Consider the following 16,130-nt stretch of genomic DNA (forward strand, 5'->3'; position numbering starts at 1 on the left):
TCCGCGCAACGCCTCAGGCGATGCGCGGACCTGCGCGTGTCTCGCGCCCTCCGATGAAATCCTCAAACGCCGCGCGCTGTGCTGCCGTCAGGTGCAGACCGTGCTTGGTGCGCCGCTCCAGGATGTCGGCTGTTGTCATGGCCCATTCGGTCTCCCTGAGGTAGGCCACTTCGCGCTCGAAAAGTTGCCCGCCGAAATGACGCCCGAGATCGGACGGGCTGCGCGCCGCACGCAGCAGGTCGCGCGCCCGCGTGCCATAAAGGCGCGCATAGTGCTGCACCAGATCGCGTGGCAGGCCGGGATGGTCGACCGCAAGTGCGGTGACAAACTCCTCGAAGGACGCGCCAACGTCGCCGCCGGGCAGCGTCTGCCCGGCGGTCCATGCCGCCGACATGTTCGGAAACCACGGCTGCAGCCGCTCCAGCGCCTGCTCGGCCAGCCGTCGATACGTCGTGATCTTGCCGCCGAAGATCGACAGCAGCGGCGGCTCCGCCGCCGTGCCGTGCACTTCGAACACATAGTCGCGCGTCACCGCCGAAGGATTTTCGGCATTGTCGTCGTAGAGCGGCCGCACGCCGGAGAAGGCATGCACGACATCGCCCGCAGTCGGCGCGTTGCGGAAGTAGCGTGCCAGCACGCCGAGCAGATACGCAATCTCGCCGCCGTCGATCGCGACGTCCTCGGCCCGTCCCTCGTAGGGAATATCAGTGGTGCCGATCAGCGCCAGATCATCCTCATAGGGATTGACGAAGATAACGCGGCGATCGCTGTTCTGCAGCAAATAGGCCTGCGGCCCGCTCCAGAATTTCGGCACCACGATGTGGCTGCCCTTCACCAGCCGTACATTATGCGACGAGTTGAGGCGGGTGACGCCTTGCACGACATCCTGCACCCAGGGCCCGGCCGCATTGACCAGCGCACGCGCGCGCACCACCTGCGGACGGCCGTCTTCGCCGACCATTTCCAGGAGCCAGCCTTCGCCCTCGCGTCGCGCAGACACCGCACGTGTTCGCGGCAGGATCGCGGCGCCCTGCTCCGCAGCACCGATCAGATTCAGGATCACCAGCCGCGCATCATCGACCCAGCAATCGGAATATTCAAAGCCGCGCCGGAACTCGGATTTCAGCGGCTCGCCTTCCGGCGCCTTCGCAAAGTCCAGACCCCGGCTGGCCGGCAGCCGCTTGCGGCCGCCGAGATGGTCGTAGAAGAACAGCCCGGTACGAACCAGCCAGGCCGGCCGCTGCTCGGGCGAATGCGGCAGCACGAAACGCATCGGCCAGATGATGTGCGGTGCGGACGCCAGCAGCACCTCGCGCTCGATCAGCGCCTCGCGCACCAGCCGGAACTCGTAATATTCGAGATAGCGCAGGCCGCCATGTACCAGCTTGCCGGAGCGCGACGAGGTGCCCTCGGCAAAATCGCCCTTCTCGCAGAGCAGCACCTTCAGCCCGCGCCCGGCCGCGTCGCGCGCAATCCCGGCGCCGTTGATGCCGCCGCCGATGATGGCGAGATCGACCAGCCCGTGATCCCTGCCCGGCGTCGCTGACATCACTTGCGGCTGCGCTTGGTCTCGACGTTTTGTCGCGCCGCCGCCTTCGTCGCCTTGGCAGGCTTGGCCTTGGCAGGTTTTTCCTTGGGCGTCTGCAGGCCGTAGGTCGAGAATCCCCTGGCGGTGTCGGCGATCTCGGCCTCGCTCAGGATGTGCGGCTGGCCGAGCGCGAGCGACAGATAATATTGCCGCGCGATGGTCTCGAGCTCGACCGCGAGCCACATTGCCTTGTCGAGGTTGGCGCCGATCGCGATCATGCCGTGATTGGCGAGCAGGCAGCCGTTGCGTCCCTCCAGCGCCGCGAGCGCCAGCTCCGACAATTCGGCGGTGCCGTAGCGCGCATAGCCGGCGCAGCGGATGTCCTGGCCGCCGAACGCCGCCATCATGTAGTGGCAGGCCGGGATCGACTTGCGCGCGATCGCGAGCACCGTGGCGTAGGTCGAGTGCGTATGCACGACGCCGCCGACATCGGGACGGCCGCGCATGATGTCGAGATGGAAGCGCCATTCGGTCGACGGCTGCAGCGGCCCGGTCCACGAGCCATACTCGCCCTCCAGCGACATCGCGGCGATCATCTCCGGTTTCATCGCATCATAGGGCGTCGCCGACGGCGTGATCAGCATGACGTCCTTGTAGCGCGCGGAGATATTGCCCGAGGTGCCCTGGTTGAGCCCGGATGCGTTCATCCAGCGGCACTTGGCAATGATCGCTTCGCGTAATTGGCGCTCCTCACGGGTCATCTCATATCACCTTCTATCATCAGCATGGGTTGAGCGGCGGCTCGCCGGCGAGATAGCGGCGGACCTCCTCGGCCGCCTGGTCAGCGGCAATGGTCACGGTGCGCACGGAGGCGCCGGCGATGTGCGGCGTCAACGTGACATTGGGCAGTTGCAGCAGCGGCCAGTCCGGCGGCACCGGCTCGACCGCAAAAGTGTCGAGCATCGCGCCGGCCAGATGCCCCGCGGACAGCGTTTCGTAGAGCGCCTGGTAGTCGACCAGCGGACCGCGCGCCGTGTTGATGAGGTAGGCGTCCTTCTTCATCGCCGCCAGCGCGTCGCGGCCGATGAAGCCCGTCGTCTCCGCCGTCACCCGCGCGTGCAACGTGACGACGTCGGCGCGCTTCAGGAGATCGGCGAGCGCGACATGCTCGACGCCGTCATTGCGATCCTGCGCAGTGATCTGCACATAGGGATCGGCGACCAGGATCCTGCAGCCGAACGCCTTGAGCAGCTTCACCACGCGGCTGCCGATCGCGCCATAACCGACGATGCCGACCGTCATCTCGCCGAGCTCGCGGCCAGTGCTGTCGGCGCGATAGAGATCGCCACGCCACTCGCCGCCGCGCAGCGATTCATGGCCGCTGCGGATCAGCCGCGTCTCGGCCAGGATCGCACCGATGGTGAACTCGGCGACTGCGCCGGCATTGCGGCCGGGCGTGTTGACGACCAGCACCTTGTGGTCGCGCGCCGCCTGCATGTCGATGTTGACCGGGCCGCCGCGCGACACCGCGATGAATTTGAGATTCGGCAATTTCTCCAGCATCGCCCGCGAGATTGGCGCCAGATGGGTGACCAGCAGCGACGCATCACCGATGAAGTCTACGACCTCCTCGGGATCGCCCATGAACTCCTTCAGCCCGTCGAGTTTCGAGCCGGCATAGCCGTGTTCCATCGGCTCGTCCGGCCAGGGCTGTTCGAGCGTGCGGACGTCGATGCCATTTCCGCAAGCCGCATTGATCTTCTCGACGAAGATCGACGGAAGCATGAAGCGGTCGCCGATCACGGCAATGGACTTAGCCATGCGCCGCCCCCGCGCGCAGCGCTGCGAGCTGCTTCCACACCGGCCGCGCGGCCAGCCTCGCATCGAGATAGGCCGGGAACATCTTGGCATAGCGCGTGGCCAATGCCGCGTCAGGCGTCTGCGGTTCGTTCAAATAAGGTCTCACCCAATCCTCGGCACAAACGGTCATATCGGAATAAAGCCCGGTGGCGACGGCCGCGATCATCGCCGCCCCCGCAGCGCCGGCCTCGCCACGGCTGCAGACCCGCACGTTACATTCGAGCGCAGATCCCAGGATCGTTCCCAGCGCGCGGCTGCGTGCCGCGCCGCCGGTGATCCGCACATCGCGCGGCAGGCTGCCCATCGCGGCGTAGCAGTCACGCGCCGCGAAGGCGAGCCCCTCCATCACCGCCCGCATCAGGTCCCAATAGCCATGGCGCGAACGCAGGCCGAGGAACTGCGCGCAAGCCTCATGCGCAATGAACGGACCACGCTCGCCGGCATCGGAGATGAAAGGATGGAACAGCAGCTCGCCGGGTTTCGCATCCAGCACGCGATCGTCGAGCCGGCGGATCAGGTCGGCGCGCGTTCGCGCCACGCCCTCAGCTGCGAGCAGGTCGCGCGCGAGATCGAGCAGCCAGTCGATGTTCAGCGTCGCCGCCATGTTGGACTGCATCTGCGCGTAGTGACATGGCACAGGGAATGCCATGGTGTAGCCGGTCGCCTCGGCATTCAGTGTCACCGCACCGGCGCTGGAGGCCAGCCGCATATGCATGCCGGTCGAGCCGATGATGGTGCAGCCGACATCCGGCGTCGGATCGTAGAGACCGGCGCCGAGCGCGTTGCAGATCACGTCGACATAGCCGAGCGAAACCGGCACGTCGGCAGGCAAGCCCGTCGCCGCCGCCGCGCACGCGCCGAGCGGATGCGTCGTGGTCACGCCGTCGACGACCTCGGGAAACAGCCGCATGCAGTCGGAGATGCCGATCAGTCGTGCGGTCTCCGCGTCAAACCGGCGCTTGTGGAATTCGCCGCAGGAGAACGTCGCCTCCGACGGATCGGTGGCGCGCTCGCCGGTGAGCTTGTAGTAGAGCCAGTCCTTGCAATGGAACGCCGTCGCTGCGCGCGACAGCACGTCGGGCGCATGCGTCTGCAGCCACGCCAGCTGCGGTCCCTGCTGGCAGGCGTTGAGGCCCGAGCCGGTCCGCCGGTACAGCACCGCATTGCGCTCGCTGGCGCGGACCTCGTCCACGATCAATGCCGCACGAGAGTCCAGCCACAGCGATGCCGGCGCCACCGGCTGGCCGTCAGCGTCGATCAGCCAGGTGCCGTCACCCTGCCCCGTCACCGCAATCGCCGCGACGCGAGAGGCAAGATCGGGCACCGTTGCGACCAGCCCGCGCAGCGCTGCGACCGTATCGGTCCAGGTCCGCGCCATGTCCTGCTCGACCCGCCCGCCGGGCAAGGTCACATAGCTGTTCGGCAGCGAGGACTCAGCCAACTGCTTGCCGTCCCGCGTGAACGCCACGGTCTTGATCAGGGAAGTGCCGGCATCGATGCCGACAATCACGTCACGGCGTTGCGGGTTGAGCATCGTTACGACACCTCCGCATGGCGGATGCAGTTGCCATCAGCGCCGAAGATGTGCAGATGGCGCGGCGCCAGGCCGAAAGAGATGGTGTCGCCCGGCCGCGCCGCGACCTTGCTCGGCGTCACCGCGATCAAGAGACGTCCGGCGCACTCGCCCGCGACATGCGACTGATCGCCGAGCCATTGATTGGAGACGACGCGCACGCGCACGTCGCCGGTGCCGACCGCAACCTTCTGCGGCCGGATGCCGACCCGCACATGCCGCATCTCGTCCAGCATGGTGCGAGCGACGGCATCGATCGCGCCACCAGGAATGTGGAACGCCATGTCTGATCCGATCGACAGCCGGTAGCCGCCATCGGCCCGCGCCAGCTCGGTCTCCAAAAGGTTCATCGGCGGCTCGCCGATGAAGCTGGCGACGAACAGGTTGGCGGGCCGGCTCTTCAGCTCCTTCTCGCTGGCAAATTGCTGCAGGATGCCGTCTTCCATCACGGCGATCCGATCGGCGAGCGCGCTCGCCTCGGTCTGGTCGTGGGTGACGAAGATCGCGGTCATGCCGCGCTCGGCGAGCAGCCCCTTGATCCGCCCGCGCAGCACGGCCCGCAATTGCGGTTCGAGTTGCCCCATCGGCTCGTCGAGCAGGTATAGATCGGCATCGCGCACCAGCGCCCGCGCCAGTGACACCCGCTGCTGCTGACCGCCCGAGATCGCGCGCGGATAGGCGTCGAGGATATCCTCGATCTCGACCAGCCGCGCGATCGCGTCGACCCGGCGGGTCACCTCGCCGCGCGACAGCTGCTGCGCCTTCAGCGCAAAGGCGATGTTCTCGCGCACCGTGAGCGGCGGATAGAGCGAATAGCCCTCGAACGCCATCGCCACCTTGCGCCGCGCCGGCGGCAGCGCCTCGATCCGCCGCTTGTCGAGCGCGATCGAGCCTGACGTGACATCCTCGAAGCCTGCGATCATGCGCAAGGTCGAGGTCTTGCCGCAGCCGGAGGAGCCGAGCAAGGCGACGATCTCGCCCTGCTTCACCGTCATGTCGAGCGCGCGCACCGCATGCACCGGCGGTTTGCCGCGGCTGCGGTAGACCTTGTCGACATTCTGCAGCTCGAGCATGCCCATGGTCGCTCCTATGCCGCCTGCCGCCGGTGCGGCAGCCCGATCCGGACGCCGGTCGCGCGGTCGAACAGCAGTGACGCTTCGGCTGCGAAGCGGACGAAGACGTTGTCGTCGGCGTCGGCCACCGTCGTAGTCGACGGCAGCGCCGCCAGCCATTCGGCGCCGTCGCTGAAGCGCAGCAGCAGCACCGCCTTCTCGTGCATCGGCGTCACCGCAACGACCCGCGCCGGGATCGCGTCATCGCCGGGCGCATGCGAAATCACGAGATCGTCGGGCCGCACGCCGACCCAGCAGGCACCGAGGTCGATCGGCTCACGGTCGCCGGTATCGAGCCGCACCCGCGTCCCCGCGATGTCAGCGAACAGCGCGCCGTGCTCGGCGACCGGCGTGACCTCGGCGAGGTTGATGCTGGGATCGCCGAACAGCCGCGCCACCGCAACCGATGCCGGCTTTGCATAAATCTCCTCGGGACGCGCGACCTGCACCAGGCGGCCCTCGATCAGCACCGCGATGCGATCGGCGATCGCCATCGCCTCGCGGTAATCCTGGGTCACGTAGAGCACCGAGGCCGAGCCGCGCCGCAGCAGGCTCGGCAGCTCCAGCCGCATCTCATAGCGCAGTTTTGCGTCGACGTTGCGCAGGGGATCGTCGAGCAGCAGCACCTCCGGATTGCCGATCAGCGCGCGCGCCAGCGCCGTGCGCTGCTTCTGCCCGTTCGACAATTCGCGCGGCCGGTGATCGAGCACGTGGCCGATCTTGAGGAGGCTGCTGATCGACGCAACCTTTGCGGCGATATCGCCGCCCGCGCCCTTCGCCCGCAAGCCGCTGGCGATATTGTCGCGCGCGCTCATGTGCGGGAACAGCGCAAAGTTCTGGAACGCCATGCCGATGCCGCGCCGCTCCGGCGGCGCGCCGACGATCGACTGGCCGCCGACCAGGATGTCGCCCTCGTCGGGTTCGAACATGCCGGCGATCATGCGCAGCAGCACGGTCTTGCCGCTGCCAGATGGCCCGAACACGGCAACGATCTCGCCGGACTCGACCGCGAGCGAGAGATTGTCCGCGCAACGGACGGAGCCGAATGCCTTGCCGACGGAGGAGAGTTCGAGACGCGCCATGCTTCAACCCTTCACCGCGCCGAGCGACAGGCCCTCGACCAGATAGCGTTGCGCGTAGAGCGCGAGCAGCAAGGTCGGCGTCACCGACAGCACGATCGCCGCCGCGATCTGGCCGTACTGGATGCCCGACGCGGTCACGAAGGCGAGCGCACCAACCGTCACCGGCTGCTTGTCGGCGGACGCCAGGATCAGCGCGAACACAAAGTTATTCCAGCAGAAGATGAAGGACAGCAGCCCCGCGGCCGCGATCCCCGGCCCTGCCAGCGGCACCGCGATCCGCGTAAACGCCTCGCGCCAGGAATGGCCGGCGAGCCGATAGGCGTGCTCGATGTCGGGGCTGATATCCTCAAAATAGCCGCGCACGATCCACAGGATCAGCGGCAGCGCGATCAGCTGGTAGACCCAGACGATGCCGAAATAGGTGTCGCTGAGGCCGAGCTGCTGGTAGTAGAGCGACAGCGGCAGCAGCACCAGCAAGGGCGGCGCGAAGCGGAACGACAGCAGCGTGAACGCGATGGTTTCGCCGAGCTTGAACTTGAACCGCGCAAAGGCATAGGCCGCCGGCACACCCAGCAATAACGCCAGCAGCACCGCCGCGCTCGACAGCACAAAACTGTTCATGAGGTTGCGCATGAAGGGAATGTCGATATTGCCGGCCGTGGTGCGCAGTTGGCCCGAGATCAGCGCCTGATAATTGGACAATGTCGGCTCGAACAGAATGCTCGGCGGAATCCGCAGGATCTGCTCGTTGCTCTGGAACGACATCAGGAAGATCCAGACGATCGGAAACATGAAGAAGACGAGCACCAGCGTAAGCGCCACGCCTCGAAAAATCCGACCTGCAAGACTGCTGTGTTCCATCAACGGCGTCCTTCAGGCGTGGCCGTGCGCGCGCTCGCGCAGCCGCAGCCAGTTCTTGATGAAGATGTTGGAGAGGATGTTGGTGATCAGCCAGAGGATCATCAACAGCGCCGCCGAGCGGCCGACATTGGTGTACTGGAAGAATTCCAGATAGGCCTGCACCTGGAACACCATCAGCCGGTCACCGGGCCCGCCCTGCGTCATCGCATAGATGATGTCGAACTGCTGGATCGAATCCAGGAGGCGAAACAGCGAGGCCGTGATGATATAGGGCGCGAGCATCGGCAGCGTGATGCGGAAGAACACGAAGCTCGCCGGCACGCCGTCGAGCGCCGCCGCCTCGAACGGCTGGCGCGGCAGCGAGCGCAGGCCCGCCAGCAGCAGGATCATGATGAAGGGCGTGTAGACCCAGACGTCGACCAGCACCACCGTGAACAGTGCGGTCGAGGGATCCGAGGCCCATTTGAAATCGTGGACGCCGAGCAGGCTGACCAGATAGGACAGGATGCCGAAGCCGGGATTGGTCATCAGCTTCCACATCAGCGCGGCGATCGCCGGCGCCGTCATCAACGGCAGCAGCAGCATGATCGACACGGCGTTGTGGAAGCGCGTCGGCCGCCGCAGCAGCAAGGCGATGCCGAGGCCGAGCAGCAGCTCCGCGATCACGGTCACCGCGGTGTAGACCAGCGATATCTTCAGCGTGTTCCAGAACGCAGGGTCGGTGAGGAAGTCGATGTAATTGTCGACGCCGATGAAGCCGCGCAGGTATGGCAGGTTCAGCCGGTAGCGCTGCAGCGAATACACCGCGGCGGTCACGAACGGCACCAGGATGGCGATGCAGACCAGCAGGGCCGGCAGGCTCAGCAAATATGGCAGCCAGCGTCCGCGCGGCCTGGGCCTGGGCTTGGGGCGCGCGGTCGTATCGGTCTGAAGGAGTTGGGCCATGCTCATGATGATACAGGATCAAAGGCTCGCGTGAACACCGCCGGTTCGGACCGGGTCTCGATCCGAACCGGCGAGTTGGCGTGGTGCGGAGGAACCGCCATCACGCGTTGGTCAGCCGAGCCCCGCCTGTTTGAGCTGGCGGTTGATGCTGTCGGCGAGCTTGTCGAGCCCCTCGTCGACGCTGACCTCCTTGGCGACCATCTTCTGAAGCGACGCCGCCCACTCCGTGGTCAGGTCGAAGAACAGCGGCTGGGCCGTGAAGTAGATCTTGGCGCCGGGCGCCGAGACGTCATGCTGCTCGAGATAGCCCGGATAGGACTTGCCGATCCGGTCGCGGAATTCGGCGTCCTTCCACACCGACGCCCGCACCGGGTTGACAAAGTCCATCTTCCGCGCGCCGAACAGATCGTGCTCGGTCGAGGTCGCCCATTGCATGAACAGCCATGCCGCGTCCTTCTGCTTGGAGAAGCTCGACATTGCGAGCGACCAGATCCAGACGTTCGGCGTCGGCGCTTTCGCCGCGGGGTTCGCCGCGAACGGCGCGTAGCCGAGATGGCCCCGCTCCTTGTTCTCGCCGCCGTTCATGAAGTAGCCGAGGATGTCGGCGTCGAAGATCATGCCGGAAGCGCCGGCGCCGAGATCGGTGCCGACCTGGTACCAGGTGTAGGTCGACCAGTTCTTCGGTCCCGAGCCCTGGATCATCTTGACCCACTTCTCGTGGAAATCCTTCGAGGCCTTGGTGTTCATCGCGGCCTTCAGCTTGCCGCCCTCCATCACGAAGTCCTTCTGGCCGAAGTTCGAATAGGCCGAGAGGAAGCCGGGATGGATGGTCGCCCAGGAGCGCGAGCCGCGCACGCCGATGCCGTAGGGACCGCCGGCGTCCTTGGTGATCTTGGCGGAGACCTCGAGCATCTCGTCGAGATTCTTCGGCGGCTTGACGCCGACCTTGTCGAAGATGTTGCGGTTGTAGGCAATGTTGTTGAGCTCATAGCCCCAGGGGATGCACCATTGCTTGGCCTTGCCCGAGCCGAGCTCGGAGCCGGCGACGCCGTCCCATGCCGTCGAGGCGCGCAGGCCCGGCAGCACGTCATCCCAGGCGAAGGCCGGGTTGGTCTTGGCGGGATCCTTGATGTAGGTGTTGAGGTCCTCGATCCAGCCGGCCGGACCGTAGGTCCAGGTCATGTAGGCGCCGGTCATGAAGGCGTCGTACTGGTCCGACTTCGACGACAGCGCCGCCGTCACCTTGTCGAAATAGACGTCCTCCGGGAAGATATCGTAGGTCAGGTTCATGCCCGTCAGGGACTTGAACGCCTCGATGTCGCCGATCATGGCGTCGACGTAGGGATGCTTGTTGAGCAGCAGTTTCACCGTCTTGCCGCTCTGGGATTTCCAGTTGAAATCCGCGGCGAGCGCGCGCGACATCGAGGATGCAAAGCCGGCGTTTGCAGCGGCGCCGGCGATGCCGAGCTTGGCGGCACCATCCAGCAGATCGCGCCGGCTGATGCGTTTGGTGGCGTAGGAGTCGAATAGATTCTTCTCTCGATCGAACACTTAAACCTCCCTGTTTGAAGCTTACTTTTCCTTCCGACCCTTGTTTTTGGTCTTGCCGGATGTGGCCTCCGGCTTGTCGGTTGCGAGTGCGGCCGCGGTCACCTCATCGATGATGAGGCCGTGAAGCAGGCCGCTTTTCAGCACCGCGCGCAGCGCCGTCACCTTGGCGAGACCGCCGGCGACCGCGACGATGCGGTGTTTCCTGAGGTCCTCGGGATTCATCGAGGTGGCGCGCGCGGAAAGATCGATGTCGAGCAGCGCACCGTCGGCGCTGAAGAAATGGCCGAGCAGATCGGCGCAGGCCCCTTCCCGCTTCAGTTCGGTGACCTCGTCGGGGCGGATCATGCCGCTCGACACCAGGAAACCATCGCTGTGGATCTGGCCGATGCCGACGAACAGCAGCGAGGCCTTGCGCGCCAGCGCAAACACGTCAGCGATGCCGAACTGCTGCATCAGCACGGCGCGGTCCGCCACGGAATTGGCGAACACCGGCACCGGCAGCAGATAGGCCTCCGCGCCGGTGCGCTCGGCGAGGCGATGGATGACGTCGAACGGATTGGCGGCGAATTTGCGCGTCAACCCGCCGAGCAGCGAAACGAACTGCACGTCGCGCGCCGGCGTCTGCGGCAATTGCTCGACCATCGCGGCAAGCGTGCGGCCGTGGCCGACGCCGATCACCTTGTGATCGCCGCGCTCCAGGATCTGGCGCAGGAAGCTCGCGCCCTCCAGCGCCAGCGCCTTCAACGGCAGATCGCCCTCGCCAAGATCGGGCGCGACGCGACAGAACGACAGGCCGTAGCGTTCGGCTAAGGTGTTTTCCAGCGCCACGCATTCGGCGACCGGGCCCTCGACGAAGACCCGGATCATGCCTTCGCGGCTGGCGCGGGCGATCAACCGGTGCGCTTTCGTGCTCTGGATGTTGAGCCGATCGGCGACCTCGGACTGGGTCAGCCCGGCCGCGAAATAGAGCCACGCGGCGCGCGTCGCGAGCGACGCCTCGCCATCGATCACTGACATTCTGTCTGGAACTGCAGCCACGCGCGGAAAAGCCCACTTGCAAATTTCTTCACGGCTTGCAAAAAATTGCAGAGGTCGAACGGGGCGTCAATCCCCCAAACGTGCTGCAGTGCAATCGAGACGTCCCTTGCGCGTGCGGCGCGCGGCGAAAAGATCAGGCGCATCAGGCTTCAAGGCCGGTTGCGAAGCGATGGTGAATTGAATGGCTGAGATGTTCCTCGGCATCGATGTCGGCACCGGCGGGGTGCGTGCCTGCGCGATCGACGCGCAGGCCGGCATCCGGGGCCAGGCGTCGGCCGCGCTGCCGCCGCCGCGCGTCCATGGCGATGCGGTCGACCAGGAGCCCGAGTTGTGGTGGCAGGCGGCGCTGTCGGCGTTGCGCAAGCTCGGCGAGCGCGTCGATCTCGGCAGCATCGCGCGCATCGTCGTCGACGGCACGTCGGGCACGCTGCTCCTGATCGACGATGCCGGCCGGCCGTTGACGCCGGGCCTGATGTACAACGATGCCCGCGCCAAGGCCGAAGCCGCGCGCATAGCTGCGGTGGCGCCGGCCGACAGCGGCGCGCATGGCGCCAGCAGCGCGCTCGCAAAGCTGCTGCATCTCCTCGCCCGTAACGATGCAAGGAACGCACGCCATGCCGTGCACCAGGCCGACTGGATCGCCGGCCGCCTCGCCGATCGCCACGGTATCAGCGACGAGAACAATGCGTTGAAGCTCGGCTACGATCCGGTGACGCGCAACTGGCCCGGCTGGCTCGATCAGCTGGGCGTACCCCGCGCCCTGCTGCCTGAGATCAAGATCCCGGGAACGCCGTTCGCCGACATCGATCGCAACGTCGCGCAAATGCTCGGCCTGTCGCCGCGGGCGAAGATCGCGGCCGGCACCACCGACGGCGTCGCCGCCTTCATCGCGACCCGCGCGGATACGCCTGGCGATGCCGTCACCTCGCTCGGCACCACGTTGGTGGTGAAGCTGCTGGCGACGCAGCCGATCTTCGCCGCCAATCAGGGCGTCTATTCGCACCGGCTCGGCGAGCGCTGGCTCGCCGGCGGCGCCTCCAATTCCGGCGGCGCGGCACTCTTGATGCATTTCTCCGCCGACGACATGGAGCGCCTGACGCCGCAGCTCGTGCCGGAGCAGCCGACCGGGCTCGACTACTATCCCCTGCCAAAACCCGGCGAACGCTTTCCGATTGCCGATCCCACGCTCGCGGCACGGATCACACCGCGGCCGACGGAGGATCATCGCTTCTTCCAGGGCCTGCTCGAAGGCATCGCTTCCGTCGAGGCGCTCGCCTATCGGCAGCTTGCCAGTCTCGGCGCGCCTCCCTTGAGGCGGGTGGTCAGCATCGGCGGCGGCGCGCGGAACGACAAATGGACCGCAATCCGCCACCGCACGCTTGGCGTCCCCGTCAGCGTTGCCGAACAGACCGAAGCGAGCTTTGGCGCCGCACTGCTCGCACTGAATGGCGGCCCGCCATGACCGCGACCATCTCCGGCCTCAGCATCATCGCCGACCGCTTCGATCACGTGCTGCTCGATCAATGGGGCACGCTGCACGAGGGCATGGCGGTGTTTCCTGCCGCCCTCGATTGCGTGACGCGGCTGCGCGAGGCCGGCAAGCACATCCTGATCCTGTCCAATTCGGGAAAACGCGCCAGCAGCAACCAGCGCCGTCTCACCGCGCTCGGCCTGCCCGCCGATATCTATGACGGCGTGCTGTCGTCGGGCGAAGTCACCTGGCGCGGCCTGCACGCGGCAACCCAGCCGCCCTTTGCCGATCTCGGCAGCGCCTGCTTCCTGATCTCGCGCGACGGCGACCGCTCGATCATCGACGGATTGAAGCTCACCGTCGCCTCCGACATCAGCGACGCCGATTTCATCCTGCTTGCCGGCCTCGACGATGCCGCCGCCGAGCCGGAGCAATGGCGCGAACGTCTGCGCGAAGCCGCGCTGAGCGGCCTGCCGATGCTGTGCGCCAACCCCGATCTCGTGATGTTCGGCGTCACCGGCCTGATCCCGGCGCCGGGCGCGTTGGCGGCCTTCTATCAGTCGCTGGGCGGCACCGTGAGTTTTGTTGGCAAGCCGCATACGCCGATGTTTTCCGCCGCGCTCGAACGGCTCGGCCATCCTTCGCCGGAGCGCATCCTGGTGATCGGCGATTCGCTGGATCACGACATCGCCGGCGGCCGCGCCGCGGGCATGCTGACCCTGCTGATCGGTGCCGGCGCGCATCGGCAAACGCTGGCCGACACGGCCGATGTCGCGCAGGCAATCCGGAGCGTGGCCGGTGCGGAGGCGCGAATGCCGCACTGGACCATGCAGCATCTCAGCTGGTGAGGAACGCGCGTGATGCAACAGCCCAAGATCCTCGACGAGCTGCGCGCCATGTCGGCGCGCGTCGGCAAGAACATCCTGCTGGTGCAAGGCGCCGGCGGCAATTCCTCGCTCAAGGACGGCGACGTGCTCTGGGTCAAGGCATCGGGCACCTGGCTCGCCGACGCCGAGCACAAGGACATTTTTGTGCCCGTCGCATTGTCGGCCGCGCGCGCTGCGCTTGCCCGGGGCGACGAGCGCGTCCCGCTCGCACCTGGCGCCACCACGACATTGCGTGGCTCGATCGAAACCGCGCTGCATGCGCTGATGCCGCACCGGGTCGTGCTGCACGTCCACTCCGTCAACACCATCGCCTGGGCGGCACGCACCGATGCCGGCGAAGACTTCGCACGCCGTTTACAAGGCTTGTCGTGGCACCGGCTTGGCTATCACCATCCCGGCCTGCCGCTGGCGCAGGCGGTGAGCGCTGCGATCGCGCAATCGCCCGTCGATGTGCTGATCCTCGGCAATCACGGCCTTGTCGTGGGCGCGGAGACCTGTGCGGAGGCGGAAGCGCTGGTGTCCGAGGTCGAGGAACGACTTGCCCTTCCCTTGCGGACCGCGCCGCCGGGCAACGAAAAGGCGCTCGCTGGGATCTGCGAAAACACCGACTATCGCCTGCCGGGCGACCCGCGCTGTCACGGCATCGCCACCGACCGCTATTGCCGGGCTATTGCGACCAGCGGCTCGCTCTATCCCGACCACGTCGTCTTCCTCGGCCCGGGCCTGCCGATCCTCGACCAAGACGAACGCCTGCAGGACATGATCGCGCGCACAAAGAGCGAAGGACTGCCGCCGCCTGTCGCGCTGCTGGTTCACGGCATCGGTAGCCTCATTCGCAAGGATGCCAGCGCCGGCGCCGAGCCGATGCTGAGCTGTCTTGCGCTCGTCACCAGCCGCCTGCCGCTCAATGCCGAGATCGTCTACCTCTCGGCCGAGAACGAGCAGCGCCTCCTGAACTGGGACGCCGAGCGCTATCGCCAGCAACTCACGGCAAGCCGCTAGGGATAGATAATCGCCTTGATGATCCCGTTCTCGCGCGCCACCTGCTGCGCGAAGGCGGCAGGCGCCTGATCGAGCGAGAAGCTGTGCGTTGCCAGCGGCGACAGCTTCACCCGCCCGCTCTGCGCCAGCGCGATCGCGCGCGGATAGACCTCGGGCATCCGCCGCGAGAATTTCACCGACAGCCCTTTGCGACGCGATTCCGCGCCGCTCAGGACGTATTCGTTGTTCTCGGGGATGCCGACGATCACCGCGCGGCCGCCGATCCGGGCACAGCGCGCCGCGTGCTCGAAGCCGTGCGAGGAATCCGTGGCTTCGATCACGAGATCGACGCCCCGTCCGTCCGTAACCTCAGGGACCTCCGCAAAACTGCGGCACGCGATGTCGGCGCCGAGGTCGCAGGCGAGCTGCCCGCGCGCCACCACCGGATCGATCGCGATGATGTTGCCGACGCCGCACAGCCGCGCCAGTTGCACCAGCAGCAGGCCGACCGGCCCGCATCCAAGCACGGCAACGGACTCCAGCAAGCGCGGACGCGCGAGATCGGTGGCGTGGATCGCAACACCGAGCGTTTCCAGGATCGCGGCGCCCGCGGGATCGATCGTCTCGGGCACGACATGCACCGCCGATTGCGGCACGCAGACGAACTCGGCCATCGCGCCGTTGTGCGGGGCGTAGCCGAGGAAGCGCACGTTCGGGCAGAGATTGGTGTGGCCGCGATGGCACCACTCGCAATGGCCGCAGGGGATTGCGGGATCGACTGCGACCAGCGCATCCGCCGACAAACCGAGCTTGCGCGCGGACTCGGGAATCAGGTTGCCGGAGAATTCATGACCGAGCACGAAGGGATCATTGATCCGCGTCGGCCCGGTGGTGCCGCCTTCGAGATAGGAATGCAGGTCGCTGCCGCAGACCCCGACCGCCTTCACCCGCACGATCACGTCGTCATCGGCCTTGGGCGTCGGCGTCGGGATCTCTGTGACGCGGATGTTCCTGATGTCCTGCAGTACCGCCGCGCGCATGGGCGCTTGTTCCTTTATTTGCTGCGAGCTGGACGTGATCGTACATTTGTCATTTTATGATTACAAATGATTTTTGGCACAGATGCTGCCTCCCCTCATGGTGAGGAGCCCGCGCAGCGGGCGTCTCGAACCATGGGCCCGTCTCGGACCTCGTCCTTCGAGACGCGCTACGCGCTCCTCAGGATGAGGGGTCAGGCTTCA

Annotated in this window: 14 protein-coding genes; 3 read left to right on the forward strand and 11 right to left on the reverse strand. The window is 66.4% G+C overall.

Features of this window, described 5'->3' with window-relative positions; all coding sequences use genetic code 11:
* Window positions 1–13: 13 nt before the first annotated feature.
* The 10 genes from JQ604_RS02280 to JQ604_RS02325 form a co-directional block, all read right to left on the reverse strand.
* Window positions 14–1,549 (reverse strand): glycerol-3-phosphate dehydrogenase, encoded by a 1,536-nt coding sequence (locus JQ604_RS02280; protein WP_212352518.1) that lies wholly within the window; start codon window positions 1,547–1,549, stop codon window positions 14–16.
* Window positions 1,549–2,289, reverse strand: coding sequence for a class II aldolase/adducin family protein (locus tag JQ604_RS02285; protein WP_212352519.1), 741 nt, complete (start codon window positions 2,287–2,289; stop codon window positions 1,549–1,551). Before JQ604_RS02285 ends, JQ604_RS02280 begins: the two co-directional genes overlap by 1 nt.
* A gap of 19 nt (window positions 2,290–2,308) precedes the next feature.
* Window positions 2,309–3,349: a 2-hydroxyacid dehydrogenase gene (locus JQ604_RS02290; RefSeq protein WP_212352521.1), complete on the reverse strand. Its 1,041-nt coding sequence runs from the start codon at window positions 3,347–3,349 to the stop codon at window positions 2,309–2,311.
* Complete coding sequence (locus JQ604_RS02295; RefSeq protein ID WP_212352523.1) at window positions 3,342–4,922, reverse strand: FGGY-family carbohydrate kinase; 1,581 nt, start codon at window positions 4,920–4,922, stop codon at window positions 3,342–3,344. The genes JQ604_RS02290 and JQ604_RS02295 overlap by 8 nt, the downstream gene beginning before the upstream one ends.
* 2 nt (window positions 4,923–4,924) lie before the next feature.
* Window positions 4,925–6,034, reverse strand: coding sequence for an ABC transporter ATP-binding protein (locus JQ604_RS02300; RefSeq protein WP_212352752.1), 1,110 nt, complete (start codon window positions 6,032–6,034; stop codon window positions 4,925–4,927).
* Window positions 6,035–6,048: 14 nt separating this feature from the next.
* Entirely contained in the window at window positions 6,049–7,155 is a 1,107-nt protein-coding gene (locus JQ604_RS02305; RefSeq protein ID WP_212352525.1) for an ABC transporter ATP-binding protein, read from the reverse strand.
* A gap of 3 nt (window positions 7,156–7,158) precedes the next feature.
* Complete coding sequence (locus JQ604_RS02310) at window positions 7,159–8,016, reverse strand: carbohydrate ABC transporter permease (RefSeq protein ID WP_212352527.1); 858 nt, start codon at window positions 8,014–8,016, stop codon at window positions 7,159–7,161.
* A gap of 12 nt (window positions 8,017–8,028) precedes the next feature.
* Window positions 8,029–8,967, reverse strand: a complete 939-nt coding sequence (locus tag JQ604_RS02315; protein ID WP_212352529.1) for a carbohydrate ABC transporter permease — start codon at window positions 8,965–8,967, stop codon at window positions 8,029–8,031.
* A 105-nt stretch (window positions 8,968–9,072) separates the two neighbouring features.
* On the reverse strand, window positions 9,073–10,512 hold the full coding sequence (locus JQ604_RS02320; protein WP_212352530.1) for an extracellular solute-binding protein: 1,440 nt from the start codon (window positions 10,510–10,512) through the stop codon (window positions 9,073–9,075).
* Between the two features lie 21 nt (window positions 10,513–10,533).
* Complete coding sequence (locus JQ604_RS02325) at window positions 10,534–11,529, reverse strand: sugar-binding transcriptional regulator (RefSeq protein ID WP_212352531.1); 996 nt, start codon at window positions 11,527–11,529, stop codon at window positions 10,534–10,536.
* Window positions 11,530–11,731: 202 nt separating this feature from the next.
* Between JQ604_RS02325 and JQ604_RS02330 the strand changes: the two genes are divergently transcribed.
* The 3 genes from JQ604_RS02330 to JQ604_RS02340 are packed head-to-tail and all read left to right on the forward strand — an operon-like array spanning window position 11,732 to window position 14,910.
* A complete protein-coding gene (locus tag JQ604_RS02330) occupies window positions 11,732–13,012 on the forward strand; it encodes an FGGY-family carbohydrate kinase (protein ID WP_212352534.1) in 1,281 nt (426 codons plus the stop codon).
* Complete coding sequence (locus tag JQ604_RS02335) at window positions 13,009–13,869, forward strand: TIGR01459 family HAD-type hydrolase (RefSeq protein ID WP_212352536.1); 861 nt, start codon at window positions 13,009–13,011, stop codon at window positions 13,867–13,869. The genes JQ604_RS02330 and JQ604_RS02335 overlap by 4 nt, the downstream gene beginning before the upstream one ends.
* A 12-nt stretch (window positions 13,870–13,881) precedes the next feature.
* Window positions 13,882–14,910 (forward strand): class II aldolase/adducin family protein, encoded by a 1,029-nt coding sequence (locus tag JQ604_RS02340; RefSeq protein WP_212352538.1) that lies wholly within the window; start codon window positions 13,882–13,884, stop codon window positions 14,908–14,910.
* On the opposite strand, the gene JQ604_RS02345 is transcribed toward JQ604_RS02340, so the two are convergent.
* Window positions 14,907–15,929, reverse strand: coding sequence for a zinc-dependent alcohol dehydrogenase (locus tag JQ604_RS02345; protein WP_212352540.1), 1,023 nt, complete (start codon window positions 15,927–15,929; stop codon window positions 14,907–14,909). The genes JQ604_RS02340 and JQ604_RS02345 overlap by 4 nt on opposite strands.
* Window positions 15,930–16,130 lie beyond the last annotated feature (201 nt).

Source organism: Bradyrhizobium jicamae (genome assembly GCF_018130695.1).
Lineage (GTDB): Bacteria > Pseudomonadota > Alphaproteobacteria > Rhizobiales > Xanthobacteraceae > Bradyrhizobium > Bradyrhizobium jicamae_B.

Bases quoted from the DNA above. Each gene is read 5' to 3' on its own strand.
- JQ604_RS02280 (WP_212352518.1), bottom strand. From the start codon at position 1,549: ATGTCAGCGACGCCGGGCAGGGATCACGGGCTGGTCGATCTCGCCATC.
- JQ604_RS02285 (WP_212352519.1), bottom strand. From the start codon at position 2,289: ATGACCCGTGAGGAGCGCCAATTACGCGAAGCGATCATTGCCAAGTGC.
- JQ604_RS02290 (WP_212352521.1), bottom strand. From the start codon at position 3,349: ATGGCTAAGTCCATTGCCGTGATCGGCGACCGCTTCATGCTTCCGTCG.
- JQ604_RS02295 (WP_212352523.1), bottom strand. From the start codon at position 4,922: ATGCTCAACCCGCAACGCCGTGACGTGATTGTCGGCATCGATGCCGGC.
- JQ604_RS02300 (WP_212352752.1), bottom strand. From the start codon at position 6,034: ATGCTCGAGCTGCAGAATGTCGACAAGGTCTACCGCAGCCGCGGCAAA.
- JQ604_RS02305 (WP_212352525.1), bottom strand. From the start codon at position 7,155: ATGGCGCGTCTCGAACTCTCCTCCGTCGGCAAGGCATTCGGCTCCGTC.
- JQ604_RS02310 (WP_212352527.1), bottom strand. From the start codon at position 8,016: ATGGAACACAGCAGTCTTGCAGGTCGGATTTTTCGAGGCGTGGCGCTT.
- JQ604_RS02315 (WP_212352529.1), bottom strand. From the start codon at position 8,967: ATGAGCATGGCCCAACTCCTTCAGACCGATACGACCGCGCGCCCCAAG.
- JQ604_RS02325 (WP_212352531.1), bottom strand. From the start codon at position 11,529: ATGTCAGTGATCGATGGCGAGGCGTCGCTCGCGACGCGCGCCGCGTGG.
- JQ604_RS02330 (WP_212352534.1), top strand. From the start codon at position 11,732: ATGGCTGAGATGTTCCTCGGCATCGATGTCGGCACCGGCGGGGTGCGT.
- JQ604_RS02335 (WP_212352536.1), top strand. From the start codon at position 13,009: ATGACCGCGACCATCTCCGGCCTCAGCATCATCGCCGACCGCTTCGAT.
- JQ604_RS02340 (WP_212352538.1), top strand. From the start codon at position 13,882: ATGCAACAGCCCAAGATCCTCGACGAGCTGCGCGCCATGTCGGCGCGC.
- JQ604_RS02345 (WP_212352540.1), bottom strand. From the start codon at position 15,929: ATGCGCGCGGCGGTACTGCAGGACATCAGGAACATCCGCGTCACAGAG.